The organism is Chlamydiifrater phoenicopteri, from assembly GCF_902807005.1.
In the GTDB taxonomy this organism is placed as follows: domain Bacteria; phylum Chlamydiota; class Chlamydiia; order Chlamydiales; family Chlamydiaceae; genus Chlamydiifrater; species Chlamydiifrater phoenicopteri.
The window spans coordinates 217039-232438 of sequence record NZ_LR777658.1; the positions used below are offsets into that span (position 1 = coordinate 217039).

Here is a 15400-nt window from a genome sequence, read left to right on the forward strand (position 1 = left end):
CTTCTAAAGAGATACAAGACATTCTATCATAGAGTCTGTTTAGAAGAGTAGAAAACTGTGTTATAGACGACTTTGTATAGATTTGCATGAAAAATATTCTTGTTTATTCGGGAGAGGGAGTATCAGCCTATTTTCTTAGGCACGTAGTTAGGTACATAAAGTGCTGTCTCCCGGCTTCGTTTAGAGGTATACCGATTATTAGGGTGGATGAGGCGTATTTGAATACACATCCTTTTTGGGAAAAAGAGACGATTCTTCTGGTCGTTCCTGGGGGAGCAGATCGTCCCTATCACAAGGGATTGTCTGGTCGCGGAACATCGAGAATAGCGCACTTTGTTAGGGAAGGTGGGAGTTTCTTGGGTATTTGTGCCGGGGCATATTTTGCATCAGCTCGAGTATATTTTGAAGAAACAGACCCAGAAAAGAACATTATTGAAGAGGAGCGAGATTTAAAATTTTTTCCAGGGACGGCTGTAGGTCCTATTTACGGAGGAGGTTTTTCCTACCGAAATTTTCAGGGAGTAAGGCCTTCTCCTTTGGAGGTATGCTCTCCGTTAGTAGATGGTGGGATTTTTAAAGCCACCTTTTCATCTCTATATCATGGAGGGTGCTATTTTGCTGGAGCTGAGATGTTTCCCGGTATTCTTGTGGAAGGGCGTTATTCCGACGTAGAGGGTAGGCCTGCGGCCATCATTTCTAGTCGAATAGAGGAGGGCTTGGTTGTGCTTTCCGGTGTTCATCTAGAATACCAGACGACTTTTTGCGGGATTCAGGACCCCCTTGTCTGTAAGGCTAAGGAGCAGTTAGAGGTTAGCGGGAATCTAGAGGCGCTAAGAGCTTTTAGTAAAAACATGTTCGCAAGGCTTTTACATAGAGAGATGCTAGCAGCTTTCTAAGGAAAGGCTGGCTTAAAGGAATCTCCGGAGGATGGGTTCGAACCAACGACCAATGGATTAACAGTCCACTGCTCTACCGCTGAGCTACTCCGGAACAGAAGGGTGGGATTGTATGAAAATACAAAAAAAAAGTAAACCCTATAGCTCGTATTTTTTTTGATCCAAAAATTTTTGCTTTAATGAGTTATCGCGAGAGTAAATCTCTGAGAAGGTTCGGGAGGTCTTTAGAAGAAGGGAACAGAGATTGAGAGTCTTTGCGATTGGCTACAGTTTCCAGTAAGGGCAGATTAGAACCAAAAAAGGCCAAAGATTGATTGAGCAGGGTTTGAGAGGGAGTCAACTTGACTCCTAGATGAAGGCAACACTCCTCTATAGATAAGCATAGAAGAGACTTTATTGCTTGTTGGGGTGTTGGAACGGAGTCTGTTTTCCCGTGAAATTCCATGGAAGGAACAGCGTTTATAGAGAGCTCCTTATTAGAGTTTATAGTAGAGTAGCATCGCGTATTAAAAAAAAGGCATCGCTTGATAAATACAGGAGGCTGTCTCTGAGAGATCAGACTGGTGTTATATTCGGGGTTAAAGGTAGAAGATTTTTTATTTTGAGAATGTCCTCCATCCAAATTGACTAAGAATAGGGAGAGGTTATTTGCCCTTACGTCTTGTGAGTAAGAGAATAAAGAGAGGGTTGAGCCTTTAACGATGATTTCAGATATTTCAATCTTTTTTGATAGAAGCATTGTTGGTAAAGAGAATTTCATAAAGATTTGCTCGCTTTCCAACATGTATGGAAACTTTTCGTCGGAGACAGAATTGTGGATGCGAAGGTTACGAATTTTAAAAGTAGACAACCCTAAAGAGACTCTACCGACGGTGACTGTTGTTTTTAGATTGGAAGATAGCCACTGCTCTACCATCTTTTCTTTCTTCATCCAGAAGTAGGAGAAAATGCATAAGAAAATAAAGAAAAGATTTTTTAAAAATCTAAACATAGTAATGAAACGAGAAACTTTTCTCTAAGATAGATTAAGTAAAGAAAATAGGAAATAAAAAAAGCTCCCGCCCTGTAAGGGGCTAGGAGCCTTTCTTTTGAAAGAATGGTACTATTGATTAGTAATCCATCCCTGCGGGCATTGCTGGAGCCGCAGATTTTTCTTCAGGAAGGTTTGCTATCAAAGCCTCCGTAGTCAGTAACATTCCAGCAATAGATGCTGCGCTTTCTAAAGCGGATCGAGTTACCTTTGTTGGGTCCAAGATACCTGCTTGGAACATATCTACGTATTGATCATTGAGAGCATCATAGCCTTCGTTCATTGATAGAGAAAGAACATGTTGGCATATTACGGCTCCTTCTTTTCCTGCGTTAGCAGAGATTTGTTTTAGGGGAGCAGACAAGCATTTCAGCACAATAGAAGCACCAATTTTCTCATCTTCGTTGCCTATTGTTTGAATGAATTTCTCTAAAGCGGGGTAGCAGCGTAATAAAGCTGTTCCGCCTCCGGGCAAGACGCCTTCTTCAACGGCAGCTACAGTAGCTTGTTGAGCATCTTCGACTCTATCTTTTTTCTCTTTCATTTCAATTTCTGTAGCGGCGCCGACTCTGATAACAGCAACACCTCCGGCAAGTTTAGCCAAACGTTCTTGCAATTTTTCTTTGTCGTAGTCAGAAGTGCTGTCTTCGATTTGTTTCTTGATGGTCTCGCATCTGGCGTTAAGATCATCTTTGGATCCTAATCCTTCAACGATGGTGGTGTCTTCTTTCTTGATAATGACTTTCTTAGCCTTACCTAGAGTTTGGATAGTAGTATTTTCCAATTTCATTCCAAGCTCTTCACTGACGACTTGACCGCCGGTCAATATAGCTATATCTTCCAACATAGCTTTTCTTCTATCTCCGAATCCAGGAGCTTTAACAGCACATACTTTGAATCCTGCTCGTAATCTGTTAACAACCAATGTAGCTAAAGCTTCGCCTTCAATATCTTCTGCTATGATGAGAAGGGGTCTGCCGCTTTCTGCTACAGCTTGAAGTACTGGTAAGAACTCTTTAATTCCTGAAATTTTCTTTTCATAAAGGAGGATGAAGGCATCTTCCAAGATACATTCTTGAGTTTCTGGATTTGTTACAAAATAGCTGGATAGGTATCCTCTGTTGAAGCTCATACCTTCAACGACGTCTAAGACTGTTTCAAAGCCTTTTGCTTCTTCAACGGTGATAGAGCCATTTTTTCCAACTTTTTCCATAGCTTCAGCGATCATTTTTCCAACTTCTGGATCATTGTTAGCTGAAATGGTTGCTACCTGAGCTATTTCTGTATGATTTTGCACGGGTCGGCTGATAGATTTCAGTTCTGCCACTACTGTTTTGACAGCTTTTTCTATGCCTCTTTTGATATCCATTGGATTGGCGCCTGCAGTTACATTTCTGAGGCCTTCGGAGTAGATGGCTTCAGCTAAAACTGTTGCAGTGGTTGTTCCGTCGCCTGCGTTGTCTGCAGTTTTACTGGCGACTTCCTTAACCATTTGTGCGCCCATATTTTCGTGTTTGTCTTCTAGCTCAATTTCTTTAGCTACAGTGACACCGTCTTTAGTAACTTGAGGGGAGCCGAAAGATTTATCGATAACGACGTGTCTTCCTTTTGGTCCCATAGTAACTTTAACGGCATCAGCGAGGGTTTTAACCCCTTTTAACATTTTTGATCTGGCTTCTTCATTATATTTAATATTTTTTGCTGCCATCGCACATGCTCCTTAAAAGATAATCTTATCTAATTTTTTTGAATTAATTGATTACGGCCATAATTTCGCTGGCTTGCAAAATAACGAATTCTTCCCCATCAACGGAAACTTCTTGTCCTGCGTATTTGTCCATGAGGACTGTATCGCCGACTTGAACTTCAAAAGGAATAGTTTCTCCGTTATCGTTACGCTTACCTGTTCCTAAAGCTACTACGACAGCTTTATCTTGTTTTTTCTTTGCTGTGTCGGGGAGTATAATACCTCCTCTAACAGCATCCTCTTCTTCTTCTCGTTTTACTAAAACTCTATCTCCAAGAGGCTTTAATTTGAGGGTTGTCAATTGATCGGACATACGTACCTCTCCTTCGTAAACAGTGTTTTTGTCCTTCTTTTTTAGGGAGTCACGATAGCAAAAGTAGAGTTTTTTAAGCAACAATATTAGCACTAAAACTTGACAATTGCTAAAAGATAAAAAATTTTTTTAATCCGAGGGGAGACCAGATTTTCTTAACGGAAAAACTTTGAAGCAACGACCTTAAAAAGCTCTTCCTAGAATAAAAAGAGTCGGCTTCAAAACCGACTCTTTCAGAAGTTTTATGCTAAGAGATGTTCTAATTCATCCAATAGTTTTGAAATAAACGAGAAAGCTTTTCTTGATGGTTCCGGGCTAGACATGTCCAAACCAGCATTTTTCAAAATGTTTAGTGGGAAATCAGATCCCCCGCTTTTCAAAAATGTCAGATAGTCATTTAAAGCACCTGCCTCATTGGATAGGATTCTCTCAGCAAAGGAAAGAGAGGCTATAATGCCTGTAGCGTACTGATATACGTAGAAGTTATAGTAAAAGTGGGGAATTCGAGCCCATTCAATGGCAGCATCTTCAGGCCAACAAACTCCGTCTCCGTAGTACTCTTTGAGAAGGTTTTCATAGATTGAGTTTAGAAAATCTGCGGTCAAAGGCATACCTTTTTCTACAGAAGAGTGTATTTGATATTCAAAGTCAGCAAACATAGTTTGTCGGACTAAAGTAGCAAAGATAGTGTCTAGTGTTCTCGTTATTAGAGAGATCTTTTCTTCTTTGCTTTTAGCCTTTTTGATTAGGTGCTGCATTAGCAGCATCTCGTTTAAGGTGGAGGCTATTTCTGCTAGAAATATTGGATATTGGGCATTTTGGTAGGGCTGATTGAGTACGCTGTATAAAGTATGCATGCTGTGCCCAGCTTCGTGAGCAAGGACGGAGACGTCGTAGACGGTTCCCGTATAGTTTAATAGGATGTAGGGCATACTGTCGTAGCATCCAGAGGAATATGCTCCAGACCTTTTGTTAAGATTTTCGTATTTATCTACCCAGCGATTTGTTGTGAGTCCGTGATGCAATTTATCTAAATAATCCTCACCTAAAGGGGCTAAAGCTTCTAGTGTCAGTGATACGGCTTCTTCGTAGTCGTATTTTGTTTGCACAGATTCAGAAATGGGGGCATAGATATCGTAAGCAAAGAAAGTTTCAAGACACAGAGCTTTCTTTTTGATTTTGTAATACCTACTGGTGATCTCAGTATTAGATTTCACTGTTTGCAGTAGATTTGTATAGACATCGACGGGAATGTTGTTTGTGAAAAGAGCTGATTCTATGCAAGAAGAAAATTTAGAGGCTTTTGCTAAGAACCAGTGAGCATTAACGCGTCCAAACAATAAATTAGAGAAAGTGTGTTTATAATTTAAATAGCGTTCCCTTTGGGATACGTAAGTAGATCTCCTTAGCTCTCTATCAGTAGATTGCATATATAAGGAAGCTAGTGCATGAGATATAGGATGGGTTTCTCCCTTAGAGTCCGTTGCTTGGCCAAAAGGAATTTCCGAATCGTTCAGAGAGGAGAAGGTTTTCATCGTAGCGTCTAAAGCAGATGCTGAGGCCGCTATGATAGCCTCTTCTCGTTCTGTGCCGGTATGTTCTGCTGCTCGAAAAATGTTTTCCAAATAGAATTTATACGCGGACAATTGGGGGGCTGAGCGTAATTTTTCAATGATTTCTGGACTAAGGTTTACTAGAGAGGGGCGTATCCAAGAAATTTCTTCACAGAAGCGAGTATAAAACAGCGTTACAGACTTATAATTTTCGCTAGATTCTTGGTGGGTAATATCTTGGTCGTGTGCGAGGTGAGCGTAAACATATAGTTTTTCTACTGTTCTTTGTCTCGCAAAAAGGTTTTCTAGCAACGATTGAACAGAGTCAGGGTCTGATAGAGTATATTTTTGAGGAGCAATGACAGAATCTTGGTCCAGAGACAAAGCTAAGAAGGCTTCTTTCCAAGCTTCAGTGGTGGGGAACATTTTGGAGATATCCCAGGTGTCTTTTTCTTCTACGGAGGACCTTAATAAAGGTTTTTCAGTCTTATTTTGTGGTTCTGTCGCTGCTGTCATAGATTTTTCCTTGTCTAGGCGGGTTAAAACGGATTGTCTGTGTTGAGAAACTCTGTTGGCAAAGATAATTCTTCTTGAAGGTATGTTGCCAGCATCTTAACTCCTACTCGTTCAGTGTTTGTGTGTCCAAAAGCGAAAAAGTTAATATGTTCTTCGTGCGCCAAGGACCAGGCGGGTTCATCGAAGGTTCCTGTGATAAAGCAATCGAAGCCTTCTTTTGCTGCTAAGGAAATTTCTTTGTAAGCACTTCCTGATATGAGTGCTGCGGAGGAAACTATAGGCTTGCCTGCGTGGACGTAGGCTAAGGGAGCGCCGTAATAAGAGGAAAGTGTTTGTTGGAACTCTTCTACAGAAACTGGGGGGAAGCGTCCAGAGTATCCGACGTTTAAGGCTGGAGGGCCGAAAGGCTTTATTTGTTCCCATCCCAAGGTTCTAGCAGCTCCAGCATTATTTCCTAAAGTAGGGTGAGCATCTAGAGGCAGGTGGTAGGCTAATAAGTTAATATTCTGAGATATTAATGCCTGAGTTCTTGCAAATAGATGTCCAGTAAGGGTTTTTAATCCGGGCCAAAAAATTCCATGATGAACAATAAGTGTTTGGACGTCTTTTTCTGCAGCGAGTTGTATGGTTTTCAAATCGGCGGTTACGGCTGTAGCCACCCGCCCTACATGAGAATCTTCTTTACCTACTTGCAGTCCGTTGGGGCAACAATCTTTGAATAGGTGGGGGGAAAGAAGGGAATCTAAAACGTCTAGAAGTTCTTTAACTAGCATGTGTTATATAAAAATCTTTTGAGAAAATGAGACTCGCCGATTAAACGATATTTGTAGTTTTTTTGAAATAAAAAAACCTTTTAGGTAGGTTGTGTTCAAGAGGGTTTGTTCTCTCTCTTAGGGTTCGGAGCTTTGTTTTAGAGAACGTTCAGGTTGTGTAGGTTTGGGGAGCTGCTGGTTATTCTGTCGCATAGAGAAAAGCTTTTTTCATTGAGATTCTCTACTTCTTCTCCTATTCTGTCGTCGGATTTTTTATTTTAATAAATATTTCTTATGGTTCTTGATTCTAATAAACAGTCGGAGCTAAAAAGAATTTTAGCTAAAAAAGCTGCACAAGAAGTAGTTTCTGGGATGTTTGTTGGTCTAGGAACTGGTTCGACTGCTTCATTATTTATTAATGAGTTGGCGAAGAGGGTTCACGATGAAGGTATTAAAGTGGATGCTGTGGCTTCCTCTGTCTCTTCTGCGCGCTTAGCTACCCAACTAGGGATCCGGTTGCTGGCAGATTTTGATTACCCCTTGTTGGATTTAACAGTTGATGGAGCAGATGAAGTGGACCCCTTTTGTCAATTAATTAAGGGAGGAGGGGGGGCTATGACCCGAGAAAAAATAGTTATGTCTTCCTCTCGTCGAACGATTATTTTGATAGACGAAACCAAAGAGGTTGATGTTTTAGGTGCATTCGGAGTCCCTGTAGAAATCTTGCTGTTTGGCGCTAACTCTACTGTTCGTAGATTGAATGAGATGGGGTATTCAGGTTGTTTTCGCAAAAAAAATAATGAAATTGTTTTCAGTGATAACGGGAATCCTATATTCGATATTAGTTATCCAAAACAATTTTTTGATCCGAGCGAAGATATAAGCAAGATTTTGTCTATTCCCGGAGTTGTTGAAGTGGGATTGATTGTGGGGGGATATTATGATGTTTGGGTTGGCTCTTCAGACGGAAGTGTACGAAAAAAGATTTCTCAAAAGAAGGGGAAAGAATGAGTACAGGTAAAACTAATTCCTTTGTTCCGCTAACATTTCAAAAGCTAGTAAATTTTCGTAATTATGCTGGTATTGTTTTAGGTAACAGAGAGAAGAACTTTGCCATATATGGACATCCTTCTATGGCGGAGTCTTTCTGTTTTCGCTCTAGTGTAGAAGGGATCGAAGATCACTCTAGGCCTCTTTCCCATGATTTGCTAAATTTTGTGCTGTCTGGTCTGGATGTTAAAGTGTTATACGTTCTAATTAACGATTACAAAGATAGTGTTTTTTATAGTCGAATTTTTCTTGAGGCTGGTGCTGTCGGGGAGCTTACTAGGATCGTGGAGGTAGATGCTCGGCCTAGCGATAGTATTCCTTTAGCATTGGCTAATAAAGCTCCAGTGTTTTGCTTGCAAAGTGTTTTTGATAGTGTCGTTTGTTATGAAGAGTAGATAGAGCGGTTCTTGTTGTAGAAATAGAAGAGTTTATGTCAAAAAAATCTTATGTCCCCTTAAAGAAAGGCGTTTTTCTTATAGCTTCTCCAGATATAGATAAGAGTGTTTTTTCTCGGAGTGTTATTCTGCTTTGTGAGCATAGCGTTGCTGGTTCTTTCGGATTGATGTTAAATAGGACGTTGGCTTTGGACTTGTCCGATGAGATTTTTTCTTTAGAAAATGTTACTAATGAGAATGCGCGTTTCTGCATGGGGGGCCCTATTCAAGCAAATCAGATGATGTTGCTACATACTTGTGGATATATGCCTGATCAAACGTTGGAAATTTGTCCTTCGGTGTATCTTGGCGGGGATGTCAACTTTTTACAGGAGATGGCATCTAACCCTTCTAGCCCTTCTTTGTGTCTTTGTTTTGGGTATTCAGGATGGCAGGGGGGGCAGTTAGAAAAGGAATTTTTAGAGGGGCAGTGGTTCACTAGCCAAGCCTCTTCACAAAAAATTTTTAATTCTAATCCAGAAACTTTATGGCAGGATCTCTTAGGAGAGATGGGGGCCAGGTATGCCTCCTTAGCAACTGTGCCAGAGAACCTGTTGTTAAATTAATTTTTCTTATTAGAGGAGCCTCCGTTTAGCCAATTGCTTGCATTATTCTTTTTTCGCTTTTAAAATTTGCTTTTCTTTCTTTAAAAAGTGACTAGAGAACATGTCTGATCTTTGCCCTCCATTAGAAAAAGAAACTCAAAAGTATTCCTTTGAACGAGCTTTAAGTGTTTTCCCGGGAGGAGTGAATTCGCCCGTCCGTGCTTGCAAAGCTGTCGGGGTTCCTCCTCCGGTCATTGCCAAAGCGCAAGGACATACGATTACTTCCTCAGAGGGACAAGAGTTTGTAGATTTTTGTTGTTCATGGGGATCCTTGATTCATGGTCATGCGTATTCTGGCATAACTTCTAGTGTTTCCGAGTCATTAAGTGCGGGGACTTCTTACGGGTTGACTTCTGTTCAAGAAATTCAATTTGCAGAGCTAATACTTTCTTCTTCAGAATTTTCTGGATGTCAGATGCGGTTTGTTTCTTCTGGTACAGAGGCTGCCATGACAGCTATAAGATTGGCTAGAGGTGTTACTCGGCGACAGATAGTGGTGAAGTTTGTTGGAGGCTACCATGGTCATGCAGATGTGCTAATGAAAGATTCTTTTATAGAGGATATTGTTGAAGGAAGAGTAGAAAAATCTTTCTTATGGGGAGACTTCCCTTTGTTGTCTGTCCACTACAACGATGTAGATGGGCTGAGAACTTGTATGGAGTTATTTAAGGATCAGGTGGCGGCCATCATTATTGAGCCCATAGCGGCTAATATGGGTTTAATTTTACCAAGCAAAGAATTTGTGGAGGAGATAGCTGCAAGCTGTCAGAAATATGGTTGTTTGTTAATAGCAGACGAGGTTGTTACAGGATATCGTTTGAAGATAGGTGGTTTTGCAGAAGTTTTGCAATGGGATCCAGATATTCGTATTTTTGGAAAAATTATTGGTGGAGGATTCCCTGTTGCGGCCGTTGTTGCTAAGAAAGAGCTTATGGAGTACTTAGCTCCTCAGGGACAAGTTTTTCAGGCAGGCACACTGTCTGGGAATCCCGTAGCAATGATCGCTGGACGAGCAGCTGTGCAGGCGTGTATGGTTCCTTCATTCTATTCCCAGCTTTTGGCTAAAACAGAAGTTTTGATTGGCCCTGCTCGCTCTTTGATTGCAGAACATTCCTTGCCTGTTCAGCTTGTCAGTGAAGGATCAATGTTTGGCTTTTTCTTTTCGGAGTCTCCAGTAACGAATTTAGAGGAGTCTAGTTCTTGTGAAATTGATAAATTTGTGCGTTTCTACAAAGAAGTTTTTGATTCAGGGGTTTATCTCTCCCCATCGCCTTTTGAGGTAAATTTTGTTTCTGGGGCGCACGATTTGTCTGTGCTAGAGGTGTCATCAGAAAAGCTTTGTCGGGCGCTTCTTAAGACTTTTGATTTGTGAGGAATATGGGCGAAGGGGTAAAGAACGTTCTTTTCAAAATTTTAGCATTTCTTCGCTATTTGCCAGAAGGAATTGGAAGGTGGGTGTACTTTGTTTTTTCTGTAGCAAGGACCTTTTCTTTCAGGAGATATAATATAAAAGCTTTTTTTTGTCAGTGTTATGAAATAGGGGTATCTTCATTGCCAGTGGCCCTCTTCACCGGAGGGTTTACTGGTATTGTTTTGTCTTTACAGTCGTATTATCAGTTGGGGGTACATGGCCTGTCGTTTGCTATAGGTTTTTTTGTTGTTAAGAGCATGCTTGTTGAAGTAGGGCCCGTTCTTACGGCGTTGATATTAGCGGGTCGTGTTGGGGGAGCTATAGCAGCATTCATAGGAACGATACGGATGACAGAGCAGGCTTGTGCTATGAGAACAATGGGAGTAAATCCTTTTGAATATTTTGCCCTGCCAAGGGTTTTAGCAGGAATGTTTGTTACGCCAATAGTGTCTATAATTTCTTCTTGGGCAGGGATTCTATCCGGATGGCTTCTCTGTGTTGCAGGATTTCATATGAGAAGTTCTGAATACTGGGGAATGGTCTTTGGTAACATAGGATATGAAGATTTATTCATAATTTTAGTTAAGGCTTTGCTCTTTGGTTTTGTTATTACTTCTACAAGCTGTTACAGGGGTTTTCAGGTGAATAAAGCAGCTAATGAAGTTTGTGCTGTGACAACTTCGGCTGTTGTTTCTTCTTACATTGCCTTAATATTTCTTAATAGTTTGGTTACCATCATTTTTAACATGGTTTTCTGAAGGCTGGAGGTATGTTTCGTTTTACTAAAATAAGGGATCGCAAGTCTGATTTAGAGTATCCAGGGATCTTTAATAATAGATTGATCATTGTGGATAGAATTAGTAAGAGTTACTCGGATAGCCAAGGAAGTCCTAAAACTGTGTTAGATAGAGTTAGTCTGGAACTATATGTAGGCGAGCTTTTGGTTGTTTTGGGTAAGTCTGGAACAGGGAAGAGTGTGCTGTTGAGACATATCGTGGGTTTAGAAAAGCCTGATTCTGGTAGGGTTTATTATGCGCCCGAGTTGAGGGATGATCGAGGGGGATTGAAAAAGAATTCTGTAGGATTAGTTTTTCAAGGTGGAGCCTTATTTGATTTCCTTTCCGTCAGAGAAAATATTGCGTTCCCTTTACGATTTCATAAAGATTCTTTGCCTAGAGAAAAGGACGAGCAAGAGGAAGTTATTAGAAGTAAGGTATCACAAGCCTTATTTGAAGTGGGGTTAGAAGGCATAGAGGATTGTATGCCTTCCGAGCTCTCTGGAGGAATGCGAAAGAGAGTGTCTTTGGCTAGGTCTATGGTTTATTCTCCTAAGGTGCTTCTCTATGATGAGCCTACTTCTGGTTTGGATCCAATTACAAGTCGAGAGATTTCTCAATTAATAGTTAGGCTGCGTAAAGATAAGGGTGTTTGTGGGATAGTAGTAACGCACGACATGAGTCTGGCCAGAGACATAGCTGATAGGATTGCAGTGCACCATGAGGGGCGTTTAGAAAGTTTGAGCAGCTTTAGTTCGGATGCCTACAGCAAGCATCCCTTGTTGAGTCAATTTTTTCAAAGTAATGTTTATTTATAGTGGATTTTAGTATGGAGTCTTTGGAAAGGAAAACAATGTTTTCTCTTGGAGTGTTTGTTTTGTTGGGAGTTTTGGGCTTTTCATCGATAATTTTTTTCTTTTCTAAGAGAAATATTTCTGGGAATCAAGAGTTTCGCGTAGCTTTCACAGATGTTGGAGGTGTCTCCAGAGGGTCTGAGGTTTTATTTGCTGGAAAGCGTGTAGGCAATGTTTTGGCTGTACGCAGTATTGTAGATAAAGGGTTGTCAGATTCTTTGGGTCACTTATATGCCTATGAATTGGTGCTTAGACTCGATGATTCCGTAAGGATTTATAAAGGAGACGCCTTTACTATCACTTCACCTAAGATTATAGGGGAAAGGGTTGTTCACATAGTCCCAAAGACAAAAGAAAGAACTCCAGAGAATTTGTTAGACCCCACGGTATTATCTTTTGGCTTTAACAGAGACCCAGTAAAGCAAATAGGGGATTTTACTAAACTTGTTCAGGACTTAGTGGATGTTGCTTCAACAGAGATCACTAATATATCTCGATCCATTATTTCTGTTTCGGAAATCATTAAAAAATCCTTAGTAGACAGTGATAAGGAACTGTTGGCGGATAAGTTTGCTGCTACAGCAGATTCTATGAAGAAGAGTTCAGAGAGAGTCGTCGATTGTCTAGAGAATATACGTATGGACAATGTAAGAGGATTCTTAGAAAATGTAGAAGAAATTTCTAGTGATATTCGCTCTTATGGGATTTTTTACCGATATAATAAAGAATGGAAGCGTATTGATAAACAAAGAAAGCTAAAAAAACAGGAATTAGTGGCTAAAGAATAAAATCAAAAGAGCTCTTCTTCTTAGGGGTTTAGTTAGTTTTAGGTTGATTGTGGGGATTCATGGATAAATTTTCAGAGGCGGTACAAGAGGCGCTAGAAAAATCTATTAAAAGTGCTAAGAGAGCGCGCACACCTTCTGTTAGCGAGAACCGATTTATCATTGCTCTCTTAGATAACAAAGAATCATTGTTTTACCTCACGTTGAAAAGTATTAGTGATAACATAGCTTTATTAGAAACAGCTCTTAACGAGACCTTGTCTAGAGAGCCTGTTTTTGAAGGGGATGCATCAGACGCCCTTCCTAGATTTTCTCAGGGATTGCAGTCAGTGCTTCTGGAGGCAAACCTTGAAGCTGAAGAGATGGGTGATGAATACGTTTCTGGAGATCACTTAGTATTGGCTTTTTGGAAGTCTTCCAAAGAGCCTTTCGCTTCTTGGAAAAAAGTAACCAAAGTATCTATAGACGAGGTTAGAGAGTTAATTAAAAGAAACAGAAAAGGAAGTCGGATGGATTCTCCCGGGGCAGAGTCCAATATGCAAGGACTGGAAAAATATTGTAAAAACCTCACAGCTTTAGCCAGAGAAGGAAAATTAGATCCTGTTATAGGTAGAGATGAAGAAATTCGTAGGACTATACAGGTGCTATCTCGAAGAACGAAAAATAATCCTATGTTGATAGGTGAACCAGGAGTAGGAAAGACAGCTATAGCTGAAGGTTTGGCATTGCGTATAGTTCAAGGTGACGTTCCAGAAAGCTTAAAAGACAAAAATCTGTTTGTATTAGATATGGGGGGGCTGATAGCTGGAGCAAAATATAGGGGCGAATTTGAAGAACGACTAAAAAGTGTGTTACAAGATGTAGAAGCTTCTGAAGGAATGAGTATTTTGTTTATCGATGAAGTACATACTCTCGTTGGGGCTGGTGCTACAGAAGGAGCTATGGATGCAGCAAACTTATTAAAACCTGCTTTAGCTAGAGGAGTGTTACACTGTATAGGAGCAACAACTTTAAATGAATACCAGAAATATATAGAAAAAGATGCGGCTTTAGAGCGACGTTTCCAGCCAGTGTTTGTTGCGGAACCCTCTCTGGAAGACGCTGTATTTATTTTGCGAGGGCTGAGAGAGAAATATGAAATTTTTCACGGAGTGCGCATTACAGAAGGAGCTCTAAATGCTGCGGTGCATCTATCGTACAGGTATGTCACAGATAGGTTTTTACCTGATAAAGCCATTGACTTAATAGATGAGGCAGCAAGCTTAATTCGTATGCAAATAGGAAGCCTCCCCTTACCTATAGACGAGAAGGAAAGAGAGCTTTCAGCGTTAATAATAAAACAGGAAGCGGTGAAAAGAGAAAGGGGGCACTCCTATCAAGATGAAGCGGATATTTTGCAAAGGTCTATCGATAAAGTTAAAGAAGAGTTAGCGGCGCTTAGATTGCGCTGGGAAGAAGAGCGCAATCTTATTACAGGGTTGAAAGAAAAGAAAAACTCTTTAGAAAACATGAAATTCGCTGAAGAAGAGGCAGAGCGCGTTGCCGATTATAATCGAGTTGCTGAGTTGCGCTATAGTTTAATACCAGAATTAGAGGAAGAAATCCGTAAAGATGAAAAAGCTCTTAGCTGTCGAGATCACCGGCTTCTTCAGGAAGAAGTTGATGAAAGGTTAATAGCTCAGGTCGTTGCTAATTGGACCGGTATTCCTGTTCAAAAGATGTTAGAAGGAGAAGCTGATAAGCTTCTTGTTTTAGAGGAGTCTATAGAGGAAAGAGTGGTTGGTCAGCCTATGGCTGTTGCTGCTGTGAGTGATTCTATTCGAGCTGCTCGAGTGGGATTAAGTGATCCTCAAAGGCCTCTAGGGGTATTCCTATTCTTAGGGCCCACAGGTGTAGGTAAGACAGAATTAGCAAAAGCGTTGGCATACCTCTTATTCAATAGAGAGGATGCAATGGTTAGGTTCAACATGTCAGAATATATGGAAAAACACTCCGTTTCTAAGTTTATAGGAGCAGCTCCCGGGTACGTAGGATATGAAGAAGGAGGAAGTTTATCCGAGGCTTTGAGACGAAGGCCTTATTCTGTGGTGCTGTTTGATGAGATAGAAAAAGCTGATAAGGAAGTGTTTAATATATTGCTTCAGGTTTTTGATGATGGAGAATTAACGGATAACAAGAAGCGAAAAGTGAATTGTCGTAATGCGCTGTTCATCATGACATCCAATATTGGTTCTCAAGAATTGGCTGACTACTGCAACAAAAAAGGTCATGAAGTAAGCAAGGAGAAAATACTCTCTATAGTTTCGCCTATCCTTAGAAAATACTTCAATCCCGAATTTATCAATAGAATAGATGAAATCCTTCCTTTTACGCCTTTGAGCAAAGAGGACTTAGTAAAAATAGTGTCTATTCAAATGAAAAGAGTTTCTCAAAGGATGGCTGAAAGACATGTTAAGTTAGTGTGGGATGATTCTTTAATCTTGTATCTCAGCGAGCAAGGATATGATTACTCTTTCGGAGCTCGTCCTTTGAAACGTTTAATTCAACAGAAAGTAGTGACGATGCTTTCCAAAGCCTTTCTTAAGGGGGATATCAAGCCTAATACAACTATTAAGTTGTTTGTTTCTAGTGATATTGTTCTTTTTAAGCAATGTGTGGATGAGGAGTAGCACATAGTA

The 15400-nt window shown here is 40.5% G+C and carries 14 protein-coding genes and 1 tRNA gene; 9 read left to right on the forward strand and 6 right to left on the reverse strand.

What is annotated here, in order from left to right; all coding sequences use genetic code 11:
* Positions 1 to 86 precede the first annotated feature (86 nt).
* A complete protein-coding gene (locus KJA58_RS00955; RefSeq protein WP_213357606.1) occupies positions 87 to 896 on the forward strand; it encodes a BPL-N domain-containing protein in 810 nt (269 codons plus the stop codon).
* 22 nt (positions 897 to 918) lie between these two features.
* On the opposite strand, the gene KJA58_RS00960 is transcribed toward KJA58_RS00955, so the two are convergent.
* From KJA58_RS00960 to KJA58_RS00985, 6 genes are all read right to left on the reverse strand, one after another.
* Positions 919 to 990 (reverse strand) — tRNA-Asn (locus KJA58_RS00960).
* A gap of 90 nt (positions 991 to 1080) precedes the next feature.
* The gene (locus KJA58_RS00965; protein WP_213357607.1) at positions 1081 to 1812 is read right to left on the reverse strand and encodes a hypothetical protein; all 732 of its coding nucleotides are present in this window, start codon (positions 1810 to 1812) and stop codon (positions 1081 to 1083) included.
* A 193-nt stretch (positions 1813 to 2005) separates the two neighbouring features.
* On the reverse strand, positions 2006 to 3634 hold the full coding sequence (gene groL / locus KJA58_RS00970) for a chaperonin GroEL (protein ID WP_213357608.1): 1629 nt from the start codon (positions 3632 to 3634) through the stop codon (positions 2006 to 2008).
* Between the two features lie 43 nt (positions 3635 to 3677).
* Positions 3678 to 3986, reverse strand: a complete 309-nt coding sequence (locus tag KJA58_RS00975) for a co-chaperone GroES (protein ID WP_213357609.1) — start codon at positions 3984 to 3986, stop codon at positions 3678 to 3680.
* Positions 3987 to 4228: 242 nt separating this feature from the next.
* Positions 4229 to 6055, reverse strand: a complete 1827-nt coding sequence (gene pepF / locus KJA58_RS00980; protein WP_213357610.1) for an oligoendopeptidase F — start codon at positions 6053 to 6055, stop codon at positions 4229 to 4231.
* A gap of 23 nt (positions 6056 to 6078) precedes the next feature.
* On the reverse strand, positions 6079 to 6828 hold the full coding sequence (locus KJA58_RS00985; RefSeq protein WP_213357611.1) for a Nif3-like dinuclear metal center hexameric protein: 750 nt from the start codon (positions 6826 to 6828) through the stop codon (positions 6079 to 6081).
* A gap of 273 nt (positions 6829 to 7101) precedes the next feature.
* Here KJA58_RS00985 and rpiA point away from each other — a divergent pair, with 273 nt between their 5' ends.
* The 8 genes from rpiA (at position 7102) to KJA58_RS01025 (ending at position 15391) form a co-directional block, all read left to right on the forward strand.
* Entirely contained in the window at positions 7102 to 7818 is a 717-nt protein-coding gene (gene rpiA, locus KJA58_RS00990; RefSeq protein WP_213357612.1) for a ribose-5-phosphate isomerase RpiA, read from the forward strand.
* The gene (locus KJA58_RS00995; protein ID WP_213357613.1) at positions 7815 to 8252 is read left to right on the forward strand and encodes a bifunctional nuclease family protein; all 438 of its coding nucleotides are present in this window, start codon (positions 7815 to 7817) and stop codon (positions 8250 to 8252) included. The genes rpiA and KJA58_RS00995 overlap by 4 nt, the downstream gene beginning before the upstream one ends.
* Positions 8253 to 8287: 35 nt before the next feature.
* Positions 8288 to 8857 carry a YqgE/AlgH family protein gene (locus KJA58_RS01000; protein WP_213357614.1) on the forward strand — a complete coding sequence of 190 codons (570 nt, stop codon included), beginning with the start codon at positions 8288 to 8290 and terminating at the stop codon, positions 8855 to 8857.
* Between the two features lie 100 nt (positions 8858 to 8957).
* Complete coding sequence (locus tag KJA58_RS01005; RefSeq protein WP_213357615.1) at positions 8958 to 10268, forward strand: glutamate-1-semialdehyde 2,1-aminomutase; 1311 nt, start codon at positions 8958 to 8960, stop codon at positions 10266 to 10268.
* Between the two features lie 5 nt (positions 10269 to 10273).
* Positions 10274 to 11065, forward strand: coding sequence for an MlaE family ABC transporter permease (locus KJA58_RS01010; protein WP_213357616.1), 792 nt, complete (start codon positions 10274 to 10276; stop codon positions 11063 to 11065).
* Between the two features lie 11 nt (positions 11066 to 11076).
* A complete protein-coding gene (locus tag KJA58_RS01015) occupies positions 11077 to 11901 on the forward strand; it encodes an ABC transporter ATP-binding protein (protein ID WP_213357617.1) in 825 nt (274 codons plus the stop codon).
* An 11-nt stretch (positions 11902 to 11912) separates the two neighbouring features.
* The gene (locus tag KJA58_RS01020) at positions 11913 to 12725 is read left to right on the forward strand and encodes an MlaD family protein (protein ID WP_213357618.1); all 813 of its coding nucleotides are present in this window, start codon (positions 11913 to 11915) and stop codon (positions 12723 to 12725) included.
* Between the two features lie 59 nt (positions 12726 to 12784).
* Positions 12785 to 15391 (forward strand): ATP-dependent Clp protease ATP-binding subunit, encoded by a 2607-nt coding sequence (locus KJA58_RS01025; RefSeq protein ID WP_213357619.1) that lies wholly within the window; start codon positions 12785 to 12787, stop codon positions 15389 to 15391.
* Positions 15392 to 15400: the final 9 nt, after the last annotated feature.